This is a genomic window from Pseudomonas sp. PDM13 (assembly GCF_025685765.1).
Lineage (GTDB): Bacteria > Pseudomonadota > Gammaproteobacteria > Pseudomonadales > Pseudomonadaceae > Metapseudomonas > Metapseudomonas solani.
In genome coordinates, this window is the sequence record NZ_JAOTQU010000020.1 from 20002 (window position 1) to 36754 (window position 16753).

A 16753-nucleotide genomic window follows, 5' to 3' on the forward strand; every position below is an offset into this window, starting at 1 on the left:
GGCCTGCCGCCTCCGGCAAGCCCTGGCCTCGCCGGAGGCTCGTTGTGGGCTGCAAGCCGCGCCCGGCGTGGGTTTGCAAGCGGTTGAAGGCAAAGGTTTTTGTCGCCGAGTGCCGGTGTGGTGGGCCAGGGCTGGCACGGCCATTGCTCCCCAGGCCCTGTGCTTGAAATTCCGTATGGCAGCACACGCCGGCTTGGTGCAGTTGCAAGCCCCAGCCCTCCAACCCCGGCAGCGGTCCGCCGGGCAAGGCCAAAAGGAAACCCCATGAAGATCAACGCAGGAGTGAACGACTGGTATTCCTACATCAGGCAGTCCAACGCTATGAAAGACCCCTCGATCTCCGCCCTCGACAAGTCCGTCCAGGTCCAGGAGGAGAACGCTTCCCGTTACCAGGACAGGGTGTCCATTTCCGCGGAGGCCAAGAGCCTCCTCAGCCAGGTCGATGGAGGTTACCCAGCCCTCGCCGACGATCCGTTGAGCGGGGTGGCGCCCGAGGCGACCTACAGCCCCGCCAGCCTGCAATCGTCTGCCGCCGCTAGCGAGCCGGAAACCCAGGCCGCCACCCGCGATGGCACTGCCGTCGACTCATCAGGCCCGCCCTGGCGCGTCCTCTCCGCCGGCCAGCCCCTGACCGCCGAGACCCAGGCTGACGCCGAGGCGCGCATCGACGAGGTTTCGCGCCAACGCGTCGCCCTGTACCAGGCGGCCGTGGCAGCCGGTGCCAGTGACGAGGAGATCGGGCGGCAGATGGCCGCCTTCAATGCCGCCTTGCCGGATGACTACAAGGCCCTTGCCGGCAAGACCGAAGACCCCGCCGCCGCGTTGCGGGCCATGACCGAGGGCACGGGGCTGGCGGTCAGCCAGGACCCCGATGCGCGGTTGAGGTCGTTGGGCATGCAACTGGGTTGAGGAGGCCCACGCGATAGGCCCTGCGTTTGCGAGGAGGACGGCTGTGCGTGCGTCCCTTCGTGAGCGTGGGTCCAGCCTTGCGGCAGGCGAGTCAGGTCATGGCTTGCTGGCGCAGGGCGCGCCCTGGGGCCTGCGGGCCAGGTGCAGGGCGATCAGCAGCGCCAGGCTGAGCATCAGGCCGACGAACAGGCCGATGCCGTTCCAGCCGGCGCGATTCCAGAACAGCCCGCCGACCGTGCCAGCGATCCCCGAGCCCGCGTAATAGAACGTCTGGTACAGCGAGGCCGCCTGTCCCTTGGCCTGCAAGGCGCGGCGCCCGACCCAGCTGCTGGCCACCGAGTGGGCACCGAAGAAGCCGAAGGTGAACAGCAGCATGCCCAGCAGGATCAGCGGCAGCGGCGTGAGCAGGGTCAGGCCGAAGCCGGCCAGCATCAGCAGGATCACCACCCAGAGCACCTTCTGCCGACCGACGCGGTCCGCCAGGGAGCCGACCATGGCCGAGCTGTAGGTGCCCGAGAGGTAGACGATGGAGAGCATGCCCACCGCCGCCTGGCTGAGGTGGTAGGGCGCATCCAGCAGGTGGAAGCCGATGTAGTTGAAGACGGTCACCAGGCTGCCCATGAGCAGGAAGGCTTCGAGGAACAGCAGCGGCAGGCGCGCGTCGCGAAAATGCAGGGCGAAGCCGCCGAAGAGGTTCTTCGCGGTGATGGGGCGCGCCTGGAAGTGCCGCGACTCGGGCAGCACGCGCCAGAACACCAGGCCTGCCACCAGCGCCAGGGCGCCGATGGCGGCGAGGGCCCAGTGCCAGGAGACGTAGTCGACCATCACCCCGGCCACCAGCCGCCCGCTCATGCCACCGATGGCATTGCCACCGATGTACAGGCCGACGGCGAGGCCGGTGTGGCGCGGGTCGATCTCCTCGCTCAGGTAGGTCATGGCCACGGCGGTCAGCCCGCTCAGCGACAGGCCCACCAGCACGCGCATGGCCAGCACCATCTCCCAGCTGCCCATGGCCGCGCTGGCCAGGGTGAAGAGCCCGGCGCAGAGCAGCGAGACCCCCATCACCCGCTTGCGCCCGAGGGCGTCGGAGAGCGAGCCGGTCACCAGCAGGCCGCAGGCCAGGGCCAGGGTGGAGACGGAGAGGATCATGCTGCTCTGCGCCGCGCTGATGGCGAAGGCCTGGGCCAGCACCGGCATCATCGGCTGCACGCAGTAGAGCAGGGCGAAGGTGGCGAAGCCGCCGCAGAACAGGGCGAGGCTGGTACGCAGGAAGGCAGGAGTGCCTTTTTCGATATGGCTGGGCAGGGCGCTGTCCTGGGCGGACGGATTCATCATGGACCTCGGCAAGGCTTCATCAGGGCCCCGGCGCCTGTCGTGCAGGCGTGCGCCGTCGCACCCGCTGATCGGGGGTGGAGTGGCTGCTTCGTGGGGGAGTTGGGCAAAGCCTATCGGCGGGGAGTGATACTTTCCAATATATTGTTCGGCATCTTTGATAGGCAGGACATATCATTCCCGCCATGGAACTCCGTCATCTCCGTTACTTCATCGCCGTCGCCGAAGAGCTGCATTTCGGCCGCGCCGCCGAGCTGCTGGGCATCTCCCAGCCACCCTTGAGCCAGCAGATCCAGGCGCTGGAGGAAGAGCTGGGCGCGCGCCTGTTCGAACGCACCAACCGCCGCGTGGCGCTGACCGAGGCGGGGCGGCTGTTCCTCGTCGAGGCGCGCCAGGTGCTGGCCCAGGTGGGGCAGGCCACCGAGGTGGCGCGCCGGGCCCAGCGCGGCGAGCTGGGTGAGTTGAAGGTCGGCTTCACCTCCTCGGCGCCCTTCACCTCGATCATTCCCCAGGCCATCTTCCGCTTCCGCCGCACCTACCCCGATGTGCAGCTGGAAGTGCACGAGATGGTCAGCCGCGACGTGGTCGAGGCACTGCTCAACGGCCGCTTGCAGGTGGGGCTGATCCGGCCCTTGCCACTGCCGGAATCCCTGGTGGCGGTGGAGCTGTTCCGCGAGCCGCTGGTGGCGGTGCTGCACGCCGACCATCCCCTGGCGACGGACCCGGCCCTGGACGCCGGGCTGTACCTGCAGGCCCTGGCCGCCGAGCCTTTCGTGTACTTCCCGCGCACCGCCGGTACCGGGCTGTACGACCAGTTGATCGCCCTGACCCACGAGATGGGCTTCAGCCCGCGCATCACCCAGGAATCCCACAGCGCGCTGACCATCATCGGGCTGGTGGCGGCGGGGCTCGGCGTCTCGGTGCTGCCGGCGTCCTTCACGCGCATGCAGTTCGATGGCGTGGTCTACCGCCGCCTGCTCGACCCCGTGGCGACCACGGCGGTATGGCTGGTGCGCCGCAGCGACGAGCGTTCGCCGTTGTCGCGCTCCTTCATCCAGATGCTGACCGCGTGAGATTCGCAGGATCAGGCAAGCATCACGCAGGAATCGTCTAACCGGGAAAGCCTTCCCGCCCGTAGTCTTTCGCTGTATCGGCGCTGACTACGGGCGCCGCATGCCGAGGTCGAAGGCGATGCGAGAGCAACAGCGAAGCAACCCGCGCAAGGCCGATCGTGCAGCACTTCCGGTGATCCTGTGGTTGCTGGTGCTGACGTCCCTTTTTCTCGCCACGCCTTTGATCGAGGCCTGTGTCCTGGGCCACGTGCAAGAGGAGAACAGTCCATGACCCCATCCCCATCCTTTACCAGCCTCGCCTCGATCCGCGCCCGCAATGGGCGTTCGGCCGAGCTGGGCGAGCGCCTGCTCGCCTTGGTCGAACCGGCGCGGCGCATCGAGGGTTGCATCAGCCACGAGGTGCTGCGCGCCCCGGGCGACCCCGACCTGTGGTTGCTGCAGGGCCGCTGGGCCAGCCAGGCGGCGCTGGAGCACTATTGCGACGGCACCTGTGGCCAATGCCTGGCCGAGGTGCTGCAAGGCGCCCTGGTGCTGGAGGCGAGCTACTCCAGCGACACCCTCTAGCTTCACCGCGGCGCTGCAATGGCGCAGGCGTACCCGCCCCATCCACGGCGGCTTTCAACCCTATAGAGAATCCCTAAGAGCCGCGCCCCGGCTGCTTCCCTATCATCGGCCCCACTGATTTCCGCAGCCTGGCTGCCACTTCAAGGAGAGCCTGATGAGCGAGCAAGACAAAGCGGCCGCACTGGATGACGCCACCCTGGAATTCGCCAACAAGGTGTTCGACCTGGCCCGCGCCGGAGATGCACACAACCTGGTGGCACTGCTCGACCAGGGGCTGCCGGCGGACCTGCGCAACCACAAGGGCGACAGCCTGCTGATGTTGGCCAGCTACCACGGCCATGCCGGTGTCGTAAGTGCCCTGCTGGAGCGCGGCGCCGACCCGGACCTGCGCAACAACAACGGCCAGACCCCGCTCGCCGGTGCCGCCTTCAAGGGCGACCTGGCCATGGTCGAGCTGCTGCTCGCCCACGGCGCCGATGTGGAAGGCGCGACGCCCGACGGCAAGACCGCATTGATGATGGCGGCCATGTTCAACCGGGGCGAGATCATCGACAGCCTGCTGGCCCATGGCGCCCGCATCGACGCCACCGACGCCGGCGGCGCCACCGCCCTGTCCGCCGCCCGGCAGATGGGTGCGGCGCAAGCGCTGGAGCGGCTGTCCGCCCGGCATTGATCCCGGATGGGGCCCGGTGGGCGCGGATTTATCCTCGACTGGATTGCCTCCGTGCCCGCCGCATCCCCGTAGGTTGGTGCCGAGCGTAGCGAGGCCCAACACCGCGAATTCCCGCTCGGCTCAGACGCATTGGGCACCACCCATGTAGGGGCGACTTCAGTCGCCAAGCAGACCGCAGGGCTGCTATGGCTCGGTGTCACAGGTAGCGCCGCCTGGTGGATGAAAAGAGCGCCATCCACCCTGCAAAGCTGTCGGCGGCAGGGCGTGGAAAGGGGCGGCCGTAGGGCGGGTGCAATCCGCGAAAGCCTTCCTCTCAGATTTCCAAACACCAGAAATGAAAAAGGAGCGGCGCTTGTGGCGCTGCTCCTTTGCCCGAAGGCCTTGGATGGCGGGACGAGCCGCCTGTTGGAAAAGGCGCCAGGCGGATCACCGGGAACCTTGGGTGCCCACATCCCTCTTGAGGAGGCGGGCCCCAGGGGCAGAAGCCCCTGGTTGGAACGGGTGGCGGGCCAGGTGTTCGCCGGGCCCGCCCGCCATCAGCCGATGGTCATCAGGCTGGCGTTGCCGCCGGCCGCTGCGGTGTTGACACTCAGGGCGCGCTCGATCAGCAGGCGCTCCAGCGGTACCGCGGTCTCGCCCTGGGACAGGCCCTGGACGCCGATGATCGGGCCCTTGCGCGCAGCCACTTGTTGGCAGATGCCGCGCAGCTGGTCCGAGTCACCGTGGTGCAGCACGGCGTCGAATTCCACGCCTTCGGCTTTCCAGTCGGCGACCAGCTGGATGCGCGCCTGTACCGCCTTGGGCAGCTTGCCGCGCAGGGCCTTGGTGAGGTCGCCTTCCTGCCAGATCACCGCGCTGCCGACCGCGAGGGCGGCGGCCAGCTGTACCAGCAGGTCGCCTTCGTCGTCGGCCAGACCCAGCACGTTGGCGCGGGGCAGCAGCATGTAGGTGTTGCGCTCGCCGGTCGGGCCGGGGAGGGTGCGGGTCAGGCCGCTCTGGGAGAGTTCGGCGAAGCCGTCGCAGAGGCTGGCCAGCTCGGCCTTGCCTTCCTTGCCCGCCCACTCCTTCAGCGCTGCGAGGGGGTTGCCCTGGCGTTGCTGCAGACTGGTGCGCAGGTGGGTGTCGGCGGCCTGTTCGTCCATGCGCTTGAAGGTGCGGCTCACCGCGTCCACCGGGCGGGTGGCCAGCAGGCGGTACATGTACAGCGGGCCGCCGGCTTTCGGGCCGGTGCCGGAGAGGCCTTCACCGCCGAAGGGCTGCACGCCGACCACGGCGCCGACCATGTTGCGGTTGACGTAGAGGTTGCCGGCGTGGGCCTTGTCCACCACCTTGGCGATGGTCTCGTCGATGCGGGTGTGCACGCCCAGGGTCAGGCCGTAGCCGGTGGCGTTGATCTGGTCCAGCAGCTGGTCCAGGTCCTGGCGCTTGTAGCGCAGCACGTGGAGTACCGGGCCGAAGACTTCGCGCTCCAGCTCGTCCAGGCTTTCCAGTTCGATCAGGGTCGGCATCACGTAGGTGCCGCGGCTCATCACATCGCCTTCGGTGCGGGCGACCTGGAACACGTGGCGGCCCTTCTTGCGCATGGCGTCGATGTGCTTGTCGATGCCGGCCTTGGCTTCGGCGTCGATCACCGGGCCGATGTCGATGGCGAAGTTGTCCGGGTTGCCCAGGCGGCATTCGGCCATGGCGCCCTTGAGCATTTCCAGCGCGCGGTCGGCGACGTCTTCCTGGATGCACAGCACGCGCAGGGCCGAGCAACGCTGGCCGGCGCTGTCGAAGGCGGAGGCGACCACATCGGTGACCACCTGCTCAACCAGCGCGGAGGAGTCGACGATCATCGCGTTCTGGCCACCGGTTTCGGCGATCAGCGGGATCGGGCGGCCCTGGGAGTCCAGGCGGCCGGCGACGTTGCGGGCGAGGATGCCGGCGACTTCGGTGGAGCCGGTGAACATCACGCCCTTGACGCGCTCGTCGGCTACCAGTGCGGCACCGACGGTGTGGCCTTCACCCGGCAGCAGCTGCACGGCGCCTTCCGGGATGCCGGCTTGCAGCAGGATGCGCACGGCCTGGGCAGCGATCAGCGGGGTTTGCTCGGCGGGCTTGGCCAGCACGGTGTTGCCGGCGGCCAGGGCGGCGGCCACCTGGCCGCTGAAGATCGCCAGGGGGAAGTTCCACGGGCTGATACACACCACCGGGCCCAGGGGGCGGTGGCTGTCGTTGGCGAAGTCGTGGCGCGCCTGGGCGGCGTAGTAGCGGAGGAAGTCCACGGCTTCGCGCACTTCGGCGATGGCGTTGGCGAAGGTCTTGCCGGCTTCGCGGGCCAGCAGGCCCATCAGCGGCTGGATCTCGGCTTCCATCAGGTCGGCGGCGCGGTCCAGGGCGGCGGCGCGCTCCACCGGCGGGGTGGCTTGCCAGATCGGCGCGGCGCTGAGCGAGGCGAGCACGGCGTTGCCGACGTCTTCCAGGCTGGCGTTCTGCACGTGGCCGACGATGTCGCGACGGTCCGCCGGGTTGGCCACCGGCAGGCTTTCGCCGGTGCTGGCGTTGCAGCCGAGCATCGGCTGGGCACGCCAGTCGGCGTGGCCGCTGCTGAGCAGGGCGCTGGACAGCGAGCCCAGGCGGTGCTCGTTGGACATGTCGATGCCGCTGGAGTTGGCGCGGGCGGCGCCGTACAGGTCACGGGGCTGGGGAATGCGCGGGTGCGGCTTGCCCAGTGCGCCTTCGGCGGCGGCGATGGCTTCGATGCTGACGACCGGGTCTTCCACCAGTTGCTTGATGGAGATGGTCTGGTCGGCGATGCGGTTGACGAAGCTGGTGTTGGCGCCGTTTTCCAGGAGGCGGCGGACCAGGTAGGCCAGCAGCGTCTCGTGGGTGCCCACCGGTGCGTAGATGCGGCACGGGCGGTTCAGCTTGCCTTCGGCGACCTTGCCCACCACTTGCTCGTACAGCGGTTCACCCATGCCGTGCAGGCACTGGAACTCGTACTGGCCGGGGTAATAGTTCTGCCCGGCGATGTGGTAGATGGCCGAGAGGGTGTGGGCGTTGTGGGTGGCGAATTGCGGGTAGATGGCATCCGGCACCGCCAGCAGCTTGCGTGCGCAGGCGATGTAGGAAACGTCGGTGTAGACCTTGCGGGTGTAGACCGGGAAGCCTTCCAGGCCGTCGACCTGGGCGCGCTTGATCTCGCTGTCCCAGTAGGCGCCTTTCACCAGGCGGATCATCAGGCGATGGCGGCTGCGGCGTGCCAGGTCGATGACGTAGTCGATCACGTACGGGCAGCGCTTCTGGTAGGCCTGGATGACGAAGCCGACGCCGTTCCAGCCCTTGAGCTGCGGCTCGAAGCAGAGGCGCTCGAGCATGTCGAGGGAGATTTCCAGGCGGTCCGCTTCTTCGGCGTCGATGTTCAGGCCGATGTCGTACTGCTTGGCCAGCAGGGTCAGCGACAGCAGGCGCGGGTACAGCTCGTCCATCATCCGCTCGTACTGGGCGCGGCTGTAGCGCGGGTGCAGGGCGGAGAGCTTGATGGAGATGCCCGGGCCTTCATAGATGCCGCGGCCGTGGGACGCCTTGCCGATGGAGTGGATGGCCTGCTCGTAGGAGGCCAGGTAGCGCTGGGCGTCTTCCTCGGTCAGCGCGGCTTCACCGAGCATGTCGTAGGAGTAGCGGAAGCCCTTGGTCTCGAAGCTGCTGGCATTGGCCAGGGCTTCGGCGATGGTTTCGCCGGTGACGAACTGCTCGCCCATCAGGCGCATGGCCATGTCCACGCCCTTGCGGATCAGCGGCTCGCCGGACTTGCCGATGATGCGGTTCAGCGAGCTGGAGAGGCCGGCCTCGTTGTGGGTCGACACCAGCTTGCCGGTGATCAGCAGGCCCCAGGAGGCCGCGTTGACGAACATCGAGGGGCTCTGGCCCAGGTGCTGCTGCCAGTTGCCGTTGCTGATCTTGTCGCGGATCAGGGCGTCGCGGGTGCCCTTGTCGGGGATGCGCAGCAGGGCTTCGGCCAGGCACATCAGCGCCACGCCTTCCTGGGAGGAGAGGGAGAACTCCTGCAGCAGGCCCTGGACGATGCCGGCGCGGCCGCTGGCGCTCTTCTGGTTGCGCAGCTTCTCGGCGATGCCGTAGGCGAGCTTGTAGGTGGCGTCGGCCATGTCGGCGGGCAGGCGGGCCTGCTCCAGCAGCATCGGCACCACTTCTTCCTCGGGGCGGCGATAGGCCCCGGTGATGGCGGCACGCAGCACGGACTGCGGCAGGATGCTTTCGGCGAAATCGAGGAACGGCTGGTGGATCGGGTCGATCAGGGCTTCCACGGCCTCCAGGTCACCCTCGGCCAGGCGCGCGGCGATGCCTTGGAGCTCGGGAAGGGTCTTGCCGCTTTCCAGGGTCTCCAGGTAGCTGTAGATGGCCTGCTTGATCAGCCAGTGGGGCGTGCGGTCGATCTGGCGGGCGGCCTCTTTCAGGCGCTCACGGGTGGCTTCGTCGAGCTTCACGCCCAGGGTGGTGGTGGTTGCCATTTCTTATCCTCATTCTTGCCGTGGTCGCGACGGCTTTTGCGGCGCCAAGAGTAGCTGCGCATGAAGCGAGGTGCAACCAGGTGCAACCTAAGTTTTTCCAGTCAATCCGACCATTGGCCGGGCCGCGCAGTAAAAGCCGCACCGCCTTGGTGCCCGTGGCCTGTAGCGCTTCCTTATAAGGTGCAACCCGGTGGCCGGTGGCAGGGTAACCGGCCAGTCACAAGCCTAGACGCTTTCTGGTTGCACCTGTGGAATCAATCGGCGGGCCGACGGGCTGCACCGGGGCGGCGCAAGGGGTCGAGCAGCGGCTTCAGGCCGTTGTGGTCGATCTCCTGCATGAGGGCGAGCAGTCTGCCGATCTCACCTTTCGGGAAGCCTTCACGGGCGAACCAGTTGAGGTAATGGCCGGGCAGGTCGGCGAGCAGGCGGCCCTTGTACTTGCCGTAGGGCATTTCACGGGTCACCAGGAGCAGCAGGTCTTCGGGTTTCATCGGTCTCGCGCCGGCCGGGAGGAGGGAAGTGGGCAAGAATACCTGCTAACCGGCTACTGTCACTTGAGCCTGAGTCACGAAGCCGATATTTTTGAGCCGCCTAATCATTAGTCTGCTACCAAATCGGGCGCGGACCACCCCGGAATCCCCATGAGCACCAACCCCCCATCGCTGCGACGAGAGGAGCCCCTGAAGGGCATCCTGCTGGTGTGCCTGGCGATTTTCCTGTTCTCCAGCCATGACGCGATCTCCAAGTACCTGTCGGCGTTCTACCCGATCGTCATGGTGGTGTGGGTGCGCTACCTGGTGCACACGCTGCTGATGGCGGGCTTCCTGCTGCCCCGCGAGGGCCTGCGCGTGCTGCGTACCCAGCGCCCGCTGCTGCAGCTGGGCCGGGCGCTGTGCCTGATCGGCACCAGCCTGTTCTTCACCACCGGCCTGCGCTACATCCCCCTGGCGGAGGCCACCGCGGTGAACTTCCTCGCACCGCTGGTGGTGACTGCGTTGTCGGTGCCTTTCCTCGGCGAGCGCGTCACCCGTGGGCAATGGGTGGCGGTGCTGCTGGGCCTGGGCGGGGTCATGCTGATCGTGCGGCCGGGCAGCTCGCTGTTCACCCCGGCGATTCTCCTGCCGCTGGCCTCGGCGCTGTGCTTCGGCTTCTACCAGCTGTTCACCCGACGCTTGAGCCAGACCGACAGCCCGGGTACCAGCAACTTCATCACCGGCATCACCAACACCCTGATCATGAGCACCCTGGTGCCGTTCTTCTGGGAAGCACCGACCACGCTGGCCCACGGCCTGCTGCTGCTGGCGCTGGGTGCCTGCGGGATGGGCGGGCACGTGCTGCTCACCCAGGCCTTCCGCCATGCCTCACCGGCGCTGCTGGCGCCGTTCAGCTATGGGCAGATCGTCTTCGCCGGGTTGCTCGGCTTCGTGCTCTTCGGCCACGCGCCGGATGCCATCGGTATCGCCGGCATCCTGGTGATCGTCGGCAGCGGCCTGTTCACGGCCTACGCGCAGCGGCGCTGAAGTCGTCGGCGCTGCGGGCCAGCGTGTGGCTGGCCTGGGCGTTGTCGACGTACTCCTTGAGCCAGCGCAGCACCTCCACCGGTTCCCAGCGGGCCGGGTCGAAGAGGGCATAGGCCAGCCCCTGGTAACCCACCACATCGAGCTGCTTGTGGTAACCGGCACGCTGGAACAGCGCCTCGATCTCCGCCAGGCAGGTGTTGAAGTGCACCCGTGTGAACGGCGTCTTGCCGTCGGTCACCAGCCCTTCCAGGCGCAGTTCCGCGACCGCCTCGCTCACCTCGTCCACGGCCATGCGATTGACCGTGTATTTCAGCTGCAGTACGTCGACCATCCCTGTTCTCCTCCTCAATGCAGGCCTTGCGCCTTGTTGCGGCTTCCAGCCGACTGGCGCAGGGGGCGGGGGGCCGGCCGCTTCGGCGAGCGGGGTGGAAAGCCGAGACCGGCGACCTGGGAGACGATGATCCCAGGGATTTGTGACAGTGGTTTTGGCAAGGCGGTTGGGGCTGAAAGGTTCATAGGACGCTTCTCTGAAATACTGTATATTTATACATCTATCAGCTTCGCCGCTTCGTTTGCAACCAAACTCCGATGAATAAACGTTGTCAGTGAAGGCCTTGAAAACAGCCGTACCGGGAACCCCAGAAGTAATGATCCGTCTCGTCCTGCTGCTGAGCCTTCTATTGGCCGGCACCGCCCACGCCTCCGCCCCCCGCACCTTCCAGGAAGCCAAGAAAGTCGCCTGGAAGCTCTACGCCCCCCACCCCGTCGAGTTCTATTGCGGCTGCCGCTACAGCGGCAACAAGGTCGACCTGAAGAGCTGCGGCTACGTGCCCCGCACCAATGCCCAGCGGGCCAAGCGCATCGAGTGGGAGCACATCGTCCCGGCCTGGGTCATCGGCCATCAGCGCCAGTGCTGGCAGAAGGGCGGGCGCGAGAACTGCGCCAGGCACGACGCCGCGTTCCGCCGCGCCGAGGCCGACCTGCACAATCTGGTGCCGAGCATCGGCGAGGTGAACGGCGACCGCAGCAACTACGGCTTCGGCTGGCTGCCGCAAAAGCCCAGCCAGTACGGCGCCTGCCCGATGGTGGTGGACTTCAAGGCGCGCAAGGCCATGCCGCGCCAGCAGGTGCGCGGCATGATCGCGCGCACCTACTTCTACATGAGCGAACGCTACGGCCTGCGCCTTTCCAAGCAGGACCGCCAGCTCTACAGCGCCTGGAACAAGCAGTACCCGGCCGAAGCCTGGGAGCGCAATCGCAACCAGCGCGTCGCCTGCGCCATGGGCCACGGCAACCACTTCGTGGGGGCGGTGAACCTGAAGTTGTGCAAGTGAGGACGGCGGCCTTGCCTGGCGGCGGGGCCGGTGTCAGATCTCGATGATCAGATCCGGATCGAAGCCGGTCTGCTGCTCCGGGTAGCCGCGCGGGTTGCTCAGCACCCGCGTGCCCGACAGCTCATAGTCCTGCCGGGTATGCACATGGCCGTGGACCCACAGGTCTATCCGTTCCCCCATCAGGTCATCCCAGGCATTCGCATAGGCTGCATCGAGGCGATCCCCCGAATGCGGGTGTCCTTCCATGGAGCGCAGGGAGGGCGCGTGGTGGGTGATGACCACGGTCTTGCCATCCCAGGGTTCAGCCAGTTTGTCGACCAGCCATTGCCGGGTCCTGGCCGACTCCTCGATCACATCGGCGGGTCGCAGCCGACGATAGCTCCCGGTCCGGATTTTGCGGAAATCGTTCAGGGTCATCTGCGCGGACAGGGCCGCGAGTGTGGCGTCACCCATCGAGCTGTAGTCCGTCCACATGGTTGCCCCCAGGAACCTCACATCCTCGAGCCTGAACTCATCTCTATCGAGCACGCGCACGTGGTCGGTCTGCGCCTCGCGCATCTTTTCCAGCGTCCCGGTGAGGTGCCCCTTGTAGTACTCGTGATTCCCCGGAACGTAGAGCACCGGGCAATCGAAGGCCCCGGCTGCCCAGGCGACGCCGCGGGCACGCACATCGATATCACCCGCCAGAATCACCAGATCGGCGTCGTTGACCGTGGGCACATAGGGGTGAAATTCGTTGTGCAGATCCGAAAGGATGTGGAGGCGCATGCGTCGCTCATTCGCGTGTGGGGCGACGGTGAGCATGCCACTGCAGGAGAAGTTCTCGCCACCCACGGGGCGGGTAGCGAGGCCAATCGCCAATGAATTCGCTCCCACGAGGCGGCAGTGGAGGCACCCCTTGTGGGAGCGGCTTCAGCCGCGAAAGACCTTCCGCAGGCACCCGGTTGCGAATGGCCGGATAGTCCAGGGTGACTGAAGTCGCCCCTACAGGGAGCCCGACGCTGTATGCCGTTTTTCCCAGCGATCTGTGCCTATCGGCCGCCGCGCCTTGCGCCCTAGCATCGGTCATCGATGAAGAGGGTGGTGCGATGGACGGGATTCCCGGCGGTATCGAATTTCCTGGCTTGCAGGTGCGGCGGCTGGTGCCGGACGACCTGGAGCGGATTTGCGTGCACCGCGAGGCAATGTTCCTCGAGGCGGGAGGCGACCCGGCGGGGCTGCGGGTGATGACCGAGCACTTCCGCCCCTGGCTGCGGGAGCGCCTGGCCGACGGCCGCTACTACGGCTTCGCGCTGATGGACGAGGCGCGCGTCGCGGCGGCCATCGGCCTGATGAGCATCGAATGGCCGCCGCACCCCGCCCATCCTGAGCAGGACCAGCGCGGCTATGTGCTGAACGTGTTCGTCGAGCCCGACTACCGGCGCCGGGGCCTGGCGTCGGCGCTGATGCAGCTGGCGGAGGCCGAATTCACCCGTCGCGGCCTGGGCTTTGCGGTGCTGCATGCGACCCAGGTCGGCCGCCCGGTGTACGAGGCGTTGGGTTGGGCGGCCACCAGCGAGATGGCCAAGGCCATTGGCTGAGTCGCCATCCAGGCACCGTCCCTGGCCGGAAATCACCGCGCTGTCCCCTTAAGCCCCCCTGGCTGTCCGCCAATGCCCTCAGCCCTTGTCGAACAGCTGGCTTAACGTGGCCCTCTACCCACCACAACAAGAGCCCGTGCCGGCTGCCTGGCACGGTAGAAGAGGGGAGTGCGATGCCGAAACCCAGAACACTGCTGATTCCCGCCGCCCTGCTGGCCCTGGCCGGGCTGCTTGGCGGCTGTGGCGAGGAGGCCAAGCCGGCCGCGCCGCAGAACGCCGCCACCCTGGCCCCCACCGACCCGGCCCTGGCCAAGGTCTACGACACCAGCTGCAAGCTGTGCCACGCCAACCCCGCCTCCGGTGCCCCGCAGAGTGGCGACACCGCAGCCTGGGCACCTCGTGTAGCCCAGGGCACGGACAGCCTGCTGGACCACAGCATCAATGGCTTCAAGGGCATGCCGCCGATGGGCATGTGCATGCAGTGCTCGGAAGAACAGTTCCTGGCGCTGATTTCCTTCATGTCCGGTCAGCACCTCGAATAAGGCGTCCTCCATGGTTATGAATCTCACCCGACGCCAGCTGCTGCAGCGGGCCGGCGTCGCTGGCGCCTTCACGGCCCTGGCCTGCACCCCGGCGATGGCGGAACTGGTCCGCGCCCCCCGCCTGATTCCCTGGCGCAACTGGTCCGGCGGGCAGAGCTGCCTGCCCCAGGCGCGCCTCGCTCCGCAGAACCTGGACGAACTGGTGCAGGCCATCCGCCAGGCCGAAGGCAAGGTCCGCCCCGTGGGCTCGGCCCACTCCTTCAGCGCCCTGGTGCCCACCGACGGCACCCTGGTGTCGCTCGCCTATTTCAATGGCCTGCTCAGCCACGACCCGGCCACCCTGCAGGCGGAGTTCGCCGCCGGCACGCCGATGTCGCTGATGGGCCCGGCGCTCAAGGATGTGGGCCAGGCCCTGCACAACATGGCCGACATCGACTACCAGACCCTGGCCGGGGCGATCGCCACCTCGACCCACGGCACCGGCGTCGGCTTCGGCTCCTATTCCGCCCATGTCACCGGCCTGCAGCTGGTGACCGCCAGCGGCGAGGTGCTGGATTGCGACGCCCAGCGCCACCCCGAGGTGTTCAATGCCGCACGGGTGTCCCTCGGCGCCTTCGGCATCGCCACCCGGGTGCGCATGCAGAACCGTGAGGCCTACCGCCTGCGCGAGAAGCAGTGGATCGCCAGCACCGAGGAGCTGCTGGAGGACGTGGACAACCTCACCCGCGACAACCAGCACTGGGAAATGCTGGTGATCACCCATTCCGACTACGCGCTGTCCATCGCCCTCAACGAGACCACCGACCCGGCGACACCGCCGCTGGACCCGGCGGAGGAGGGGGGCAACGAGTTCGTGAAGATCATCGAGAACCTCGACAAATACGGCAGCGACTTCCCCGCCGCGCGCCGTGCGCTGCTCAACAGCCTGCGCCATATCGCCAGCTTCGATGACCGGGTCGGCGACTCCTACGAGATCTACGCCAACGTGCGCAATGTGCGCTTCAACGAGATGGAGTATTCGGTGCCCGCCGAGCACGGCCCGGCCTGCCTGCGGGAGATCCTTGCGCTGATCCGCGAGAAGGACCTGCGCACCTGGTTCCCCATCGAGTACCGCTACGTGAAGGCCGACGACATCCCCCTGAGCATGTTCGAGGGGCGCGACAGCTGTTCGATCTCCGTGCACCAGCACTACGGCATGGATCACCACAACTTCTTCGCCGCCGTCGAACCGATCTTCTGGAAGTACGCGGGCCGGCCGCATTGGGGCAAGCTGCACACGCTGAATGCGCGCACCCTGCAGCCGCTCTACCCGCGCTGGAAGGAGTTCACCGAGGTGCGCCAGGCGCTGGACCCGAGTGGCAAGTTCCTCAATGCGCACCTGTCCTCGATCCTCGGCGTGGCCTGATAACAAGGAGAAACCATGAACCGTCGCAAATTCCTCGTCGGTACCGCCGGTGCCGGCGTGCTGCTCGCCGGTGTCGGTGCCTGGATGCGCCCGGCCGACAAGGGCGCCCCCTACAGCGATTACTTCGCACGGCTGAACCGCGAGCTCAAGGAGCGGGGGCCGATGCACCCGGTGATGCTGATCGACTTGGACCGGCTGGACCACAACATCGACGTGGTGATGCAGTCGGTGCGCCGTGCCGGCAAGGCGTTGCGCCTGGTGGAGAAATCGCTGCCGTCGCCGCAACTGCTCGACTACATCGCCAAGCGCGCGGGCACCCGGCGGATGATGTCGTTCCACCAGCCCTTCCTCAATCACGACGCCGAGCGCTTCCCCGACTCCGACCTGCTGCTCGGCAAGCCGATGCCGGTGCGCTCGGCGCAGCTGTTCTACGAAAGCCACCGCGGTACTTTCGACCCGACGACCCAGCTGCAATGGCTGCTCGACACCCCCGAGCGGCTGGAGCAGTACCTGGCACTGGCCAAGGGCCTGAACACGCGCATGCGTATCAACATCGAGCTGGATGTGGGGCTGCACCGCGGCGGTGTGCAGGACCAGGCGACCCTGGGGCGGATGCTCGGCCTGATCGGCGCCAACCCGCAGCACCTGGAGTTCGCCGGCTTCATGGGCTACGACCCCTTCGTCGGCATGGGCGTGCCAGGCATCCTTGGCTCGCCCGAGGAACTGTTCGCCAAGGTGATGACCCTCTACGACGGCTTCGTCGACTACACCCGCACCCAGCACGCCGCGCTGTGGCGCCCGGGCCTGACGCTGAACACCGCCGGCAGCCCGAGCTACCGCATGCACGAGCGCGAGCGCACCAGCAGCGAGGTGTCGGTGGGCTCGGCGTTGCTCAAGCCCACCCATTACGACCTGCCGTCCCTGGAGGAGCACCAGCCGGCGGCCTATATCGCCACGCCGGTACTGAAGAGCACCGGCGCGGTACGGATCCCGGCGCTGGACGGCAAGTCGGCGCTGTTCTCCTGGTGGGACCCGAACCAGCGCGAGACCTTCTTCATCTATGGCGGCAACTGGATGGCCGAGCCGGAGTCACCCAGGGGGCTGCAGTTCAACGGCCTCTACGGGCGCAGTTCCAACCAGGAGATGGTCAACGGTTCCCACGCCGTCGGCCTGGGCGTGGATGACCAGGTGTTCCTGCGGCCGACCCAGTCGGAATCCATCCTGCTGCAGTTCGGCGACCTGCTGGCGGTGCGCGATGGGCGCATCGTCGACACCTGGCCGGTGTACAGCTGAGTGGATGGGGCAACGCC

General features: G+C 67.2%; 15 protein-coding genes. 10 read left to right on the forward strand and 5 right to left on the reverse strand.

The window, feature by feature from the left end:
• The first annotated feature begins 264 nt into the window (after nucleotides 1-264).
• Complete coding sequence (locus tag OEJ36_RS20120) at nucleotides 265-909, forward strand: hypothetical protein (protein WP_263403073.1); 645 nt, start codon at nucleotides 265-267, stop codon at nucleotides 907-909.
• A 96-nt stretch (nucleotides 910-1005) separates the two neighbouring features.
• On the opposite strand, the gene OEJ36_RS20125 is transcribed toward OEJ36_RS20120, so the two are convergent.
• Nucleotides 1006-2244, reverse strand: a complete 1239-nt coding sequence (locus tag OEJ36_RS20125; protein ID WP_263403074.1) for an MFS transporter — start codon at nucleotides 2242-2244, stop codon at nucleotides 1006-1008.
• Between the two features lie 182 nt (nucleotides 2245-2426).
• Here OEJ36_RS20125 and OEJ36_RS20130 point away from each other — a divergent pair, with 182 nt between their 5' ends.
• The 3 genes from OEJ36_RS20130 (at nucleotide 2427) to OEJ36_RS20140 (ending at nucleotide 4551) form a co-directional block, all read left to right on the forward strand.
• Nucleotides 2427-3314, forward strand: a complete 888-nt coding sequence (locus OEJ36_RS20130; RefSeq protein WP_263403075.1) for a LysR family transcriptional regulator — start codon at nucleotides 2427-2429, stop codon at nucleotides 3312-3314.
• A gap of 267 nt (nucleotides 3315-3581) precedes the next feature.
• Nucleotides 3582-3878 (forward strand): antibiotic biosynthesis monooxygenase family protein, encoded by a 297-nt coding sequence (locus OEJ36_RS20135; protein WP_263403076.1) that lies wholly within the window; start codon nucleotides 3582-3584, stop codon nucleotides 3876-3878.
• A 154-nt stretch (nucleotides 3879-4032) separates the two neighbouring features.
• Complete coding sequence (locus tag OEJ36_RS20140) at nucleotides 4033-4551, forward strand: ankyrin repeat domain-containing protein (RefSeq protein WP_263403077.1); 519 nt, start codon at nucleotides 4033-4035, stop codon at nucleotides 4549-4551.
• A gap of 536 nt (nucleotides 4552-5087) precedes the next feature.
• Here the strand turns inward: OEJ36_RS20140 and putA are convergent.
• Nucleotides 5088-9062, reverse strand: coding sequence for a trifunctional transcriptional regulator/proline dehydrogenase/L-glutamate gamma-semialdehyde dehydrogenase (gene putA / locus OEJ36_RS20145; RefSeq protein WP_263403078.1), 3975 nt, complete (start codon nucleotides 9060-9062; stop codon nucleotides 5088-5090).
• Nucleotides 9063-9316: 254 nt separating this feature from the next.
• Nucleotides 9317-9553, reverse strand: coding sequence for a DUF3820 family protein (locus OEJ36_RS20150; protein ID WP_021222124.1), 237 nt, complete (start codon nucleotides 9551-9553; stop codon nucleotides 9317-9319).
• Between the two features lie 150 nt (nucleotides 9554-9703).
• Here OEJ36_RS20150 and OEJ36_RS20155 point away from each other — a divergent pair, with 150 nt between their 5' ends.
• Nucleotides 9704-10582: a DMT family transporter gene (locus OEJ36_RS20155; protein ID WP_263403079.1), complete on the forward strand. Its 879-nt coding sequence runs from the start codon at nucleotides 9704-9706 to the stop codon at nucleotides 10580-10582.
• Here OEJ36_RS20155 and OEJ36_RS20160 read toward each other — a convergent pair.
• Nucleotides 10557-10913 (reverse strand): hypothetical protein, encoded by a 357-nt coding sequence (locus OEJ36_RS20160; RefSeq protein ID WP_021222126.1) that lies wholly within the window; start codon nucleotides 10911-10913, stop codon nucleotides 10557-10559. The two genes, OEJ36_RS20155 and OEJ36_RS20160, sit on opposite strands and share 26 nt — an antisense overlap.
• Before the next feature lie 316 nt (nucleotides 10914-11229).
• Here OEJ36_RS20160 and OEJ36_RS20165 point away from each other — a divergent pair, with 316 nt between their 5' ends.
• Complete coding sequence (locus tag OEJ36_RS20165) at nucleotides 11230-11916, forward strand: endonuclease (protein WP_184489438.1); 687 nt, start codon at nucleotides 11230-11232, stop codon at nucleotides 11914-11916.
• 33 nt (nucleotides 11917-11949) lie between these two features.
• Here OEJ36_RS20165 and OEJ36_RS20170 read toward each other — a convergent pair whose 3' ends face one another.
• Nucleotides 11950-12684, reverse strand: coding sequence for a metallophosphoesterase (locus OEJ36_RS20170; protein WP_263403080.1), 735 nt, complete (start codon nucleotides 12682-12684; stop codon nucleotides 11950-11952).
• Nucleotides 12685-13004: 320 nt separating this feature from the next.
• Here OEJ36_RS20170 and OEJ36_RS20175 point away from each other — a divergent pair, with 320 nt between their 5' ends.
• The 4 genes from OEJ36_RS20175 to OEJ36_RS20190 all read left to right on the forward strand — a co-directional run bounded on the left by OEJ36_RS20175 (nucleotide 13005) and on the right by OEJ36_RS20190 (nucleotide 16736).
• On the forward strand, nucleotides 13005-13496 hold the full coding sequence (locus OEJ36_RS20175) for a GNAT family N-acetyltransferase (RefSeq protein ID WP_263403081.1): 492 nt from the start codon (nucleotides 13005-13007) through the stop codon (nucleotides 13494-13496).
• A 173-nt stretch (nucleotides 13497-13669) separates the two neighbouring features.
• Nucleotides 13670-14038 (forward strand): c-type cytochrome, encoded by a 369-nt coding sequence (locus OEJ36_RS20180; protein ID WP_021216739.1) that lies wholly within the window; start codon nucleotides 13670-13672, stop codon nucleotides 14036-14038.
• A gap of 94 nt (nucleotides 14039-14132) precedes the next feature.
• Nucleotides 14133-15443: a D-arabinono-1,4-lactone oxidase gene (locus tag OEJ36_RS20185; protein ID WP_411861038.1), complete on the forward strand. Its 1311-nt coding sequence runs from the start codon at nucleotides 14133-14135 to the stop codon at nucleotides 15441-15443.
• Between the two features lie 84 nt (nucleotides 15444-15527).
• Complete coding sequence (locus OEJ36_RS20190; protein ID WP_263403197.1) at nucleotides 15528-16736, forward strand: DSD1 family PLP-dependent enzyme; 1209 nt, start codon at nucleotides 15528-15530, stop codon at nucleotides 16734-16736.
• Nucleotides 16737-16753 lie beyond the last annotated feature (17 nt).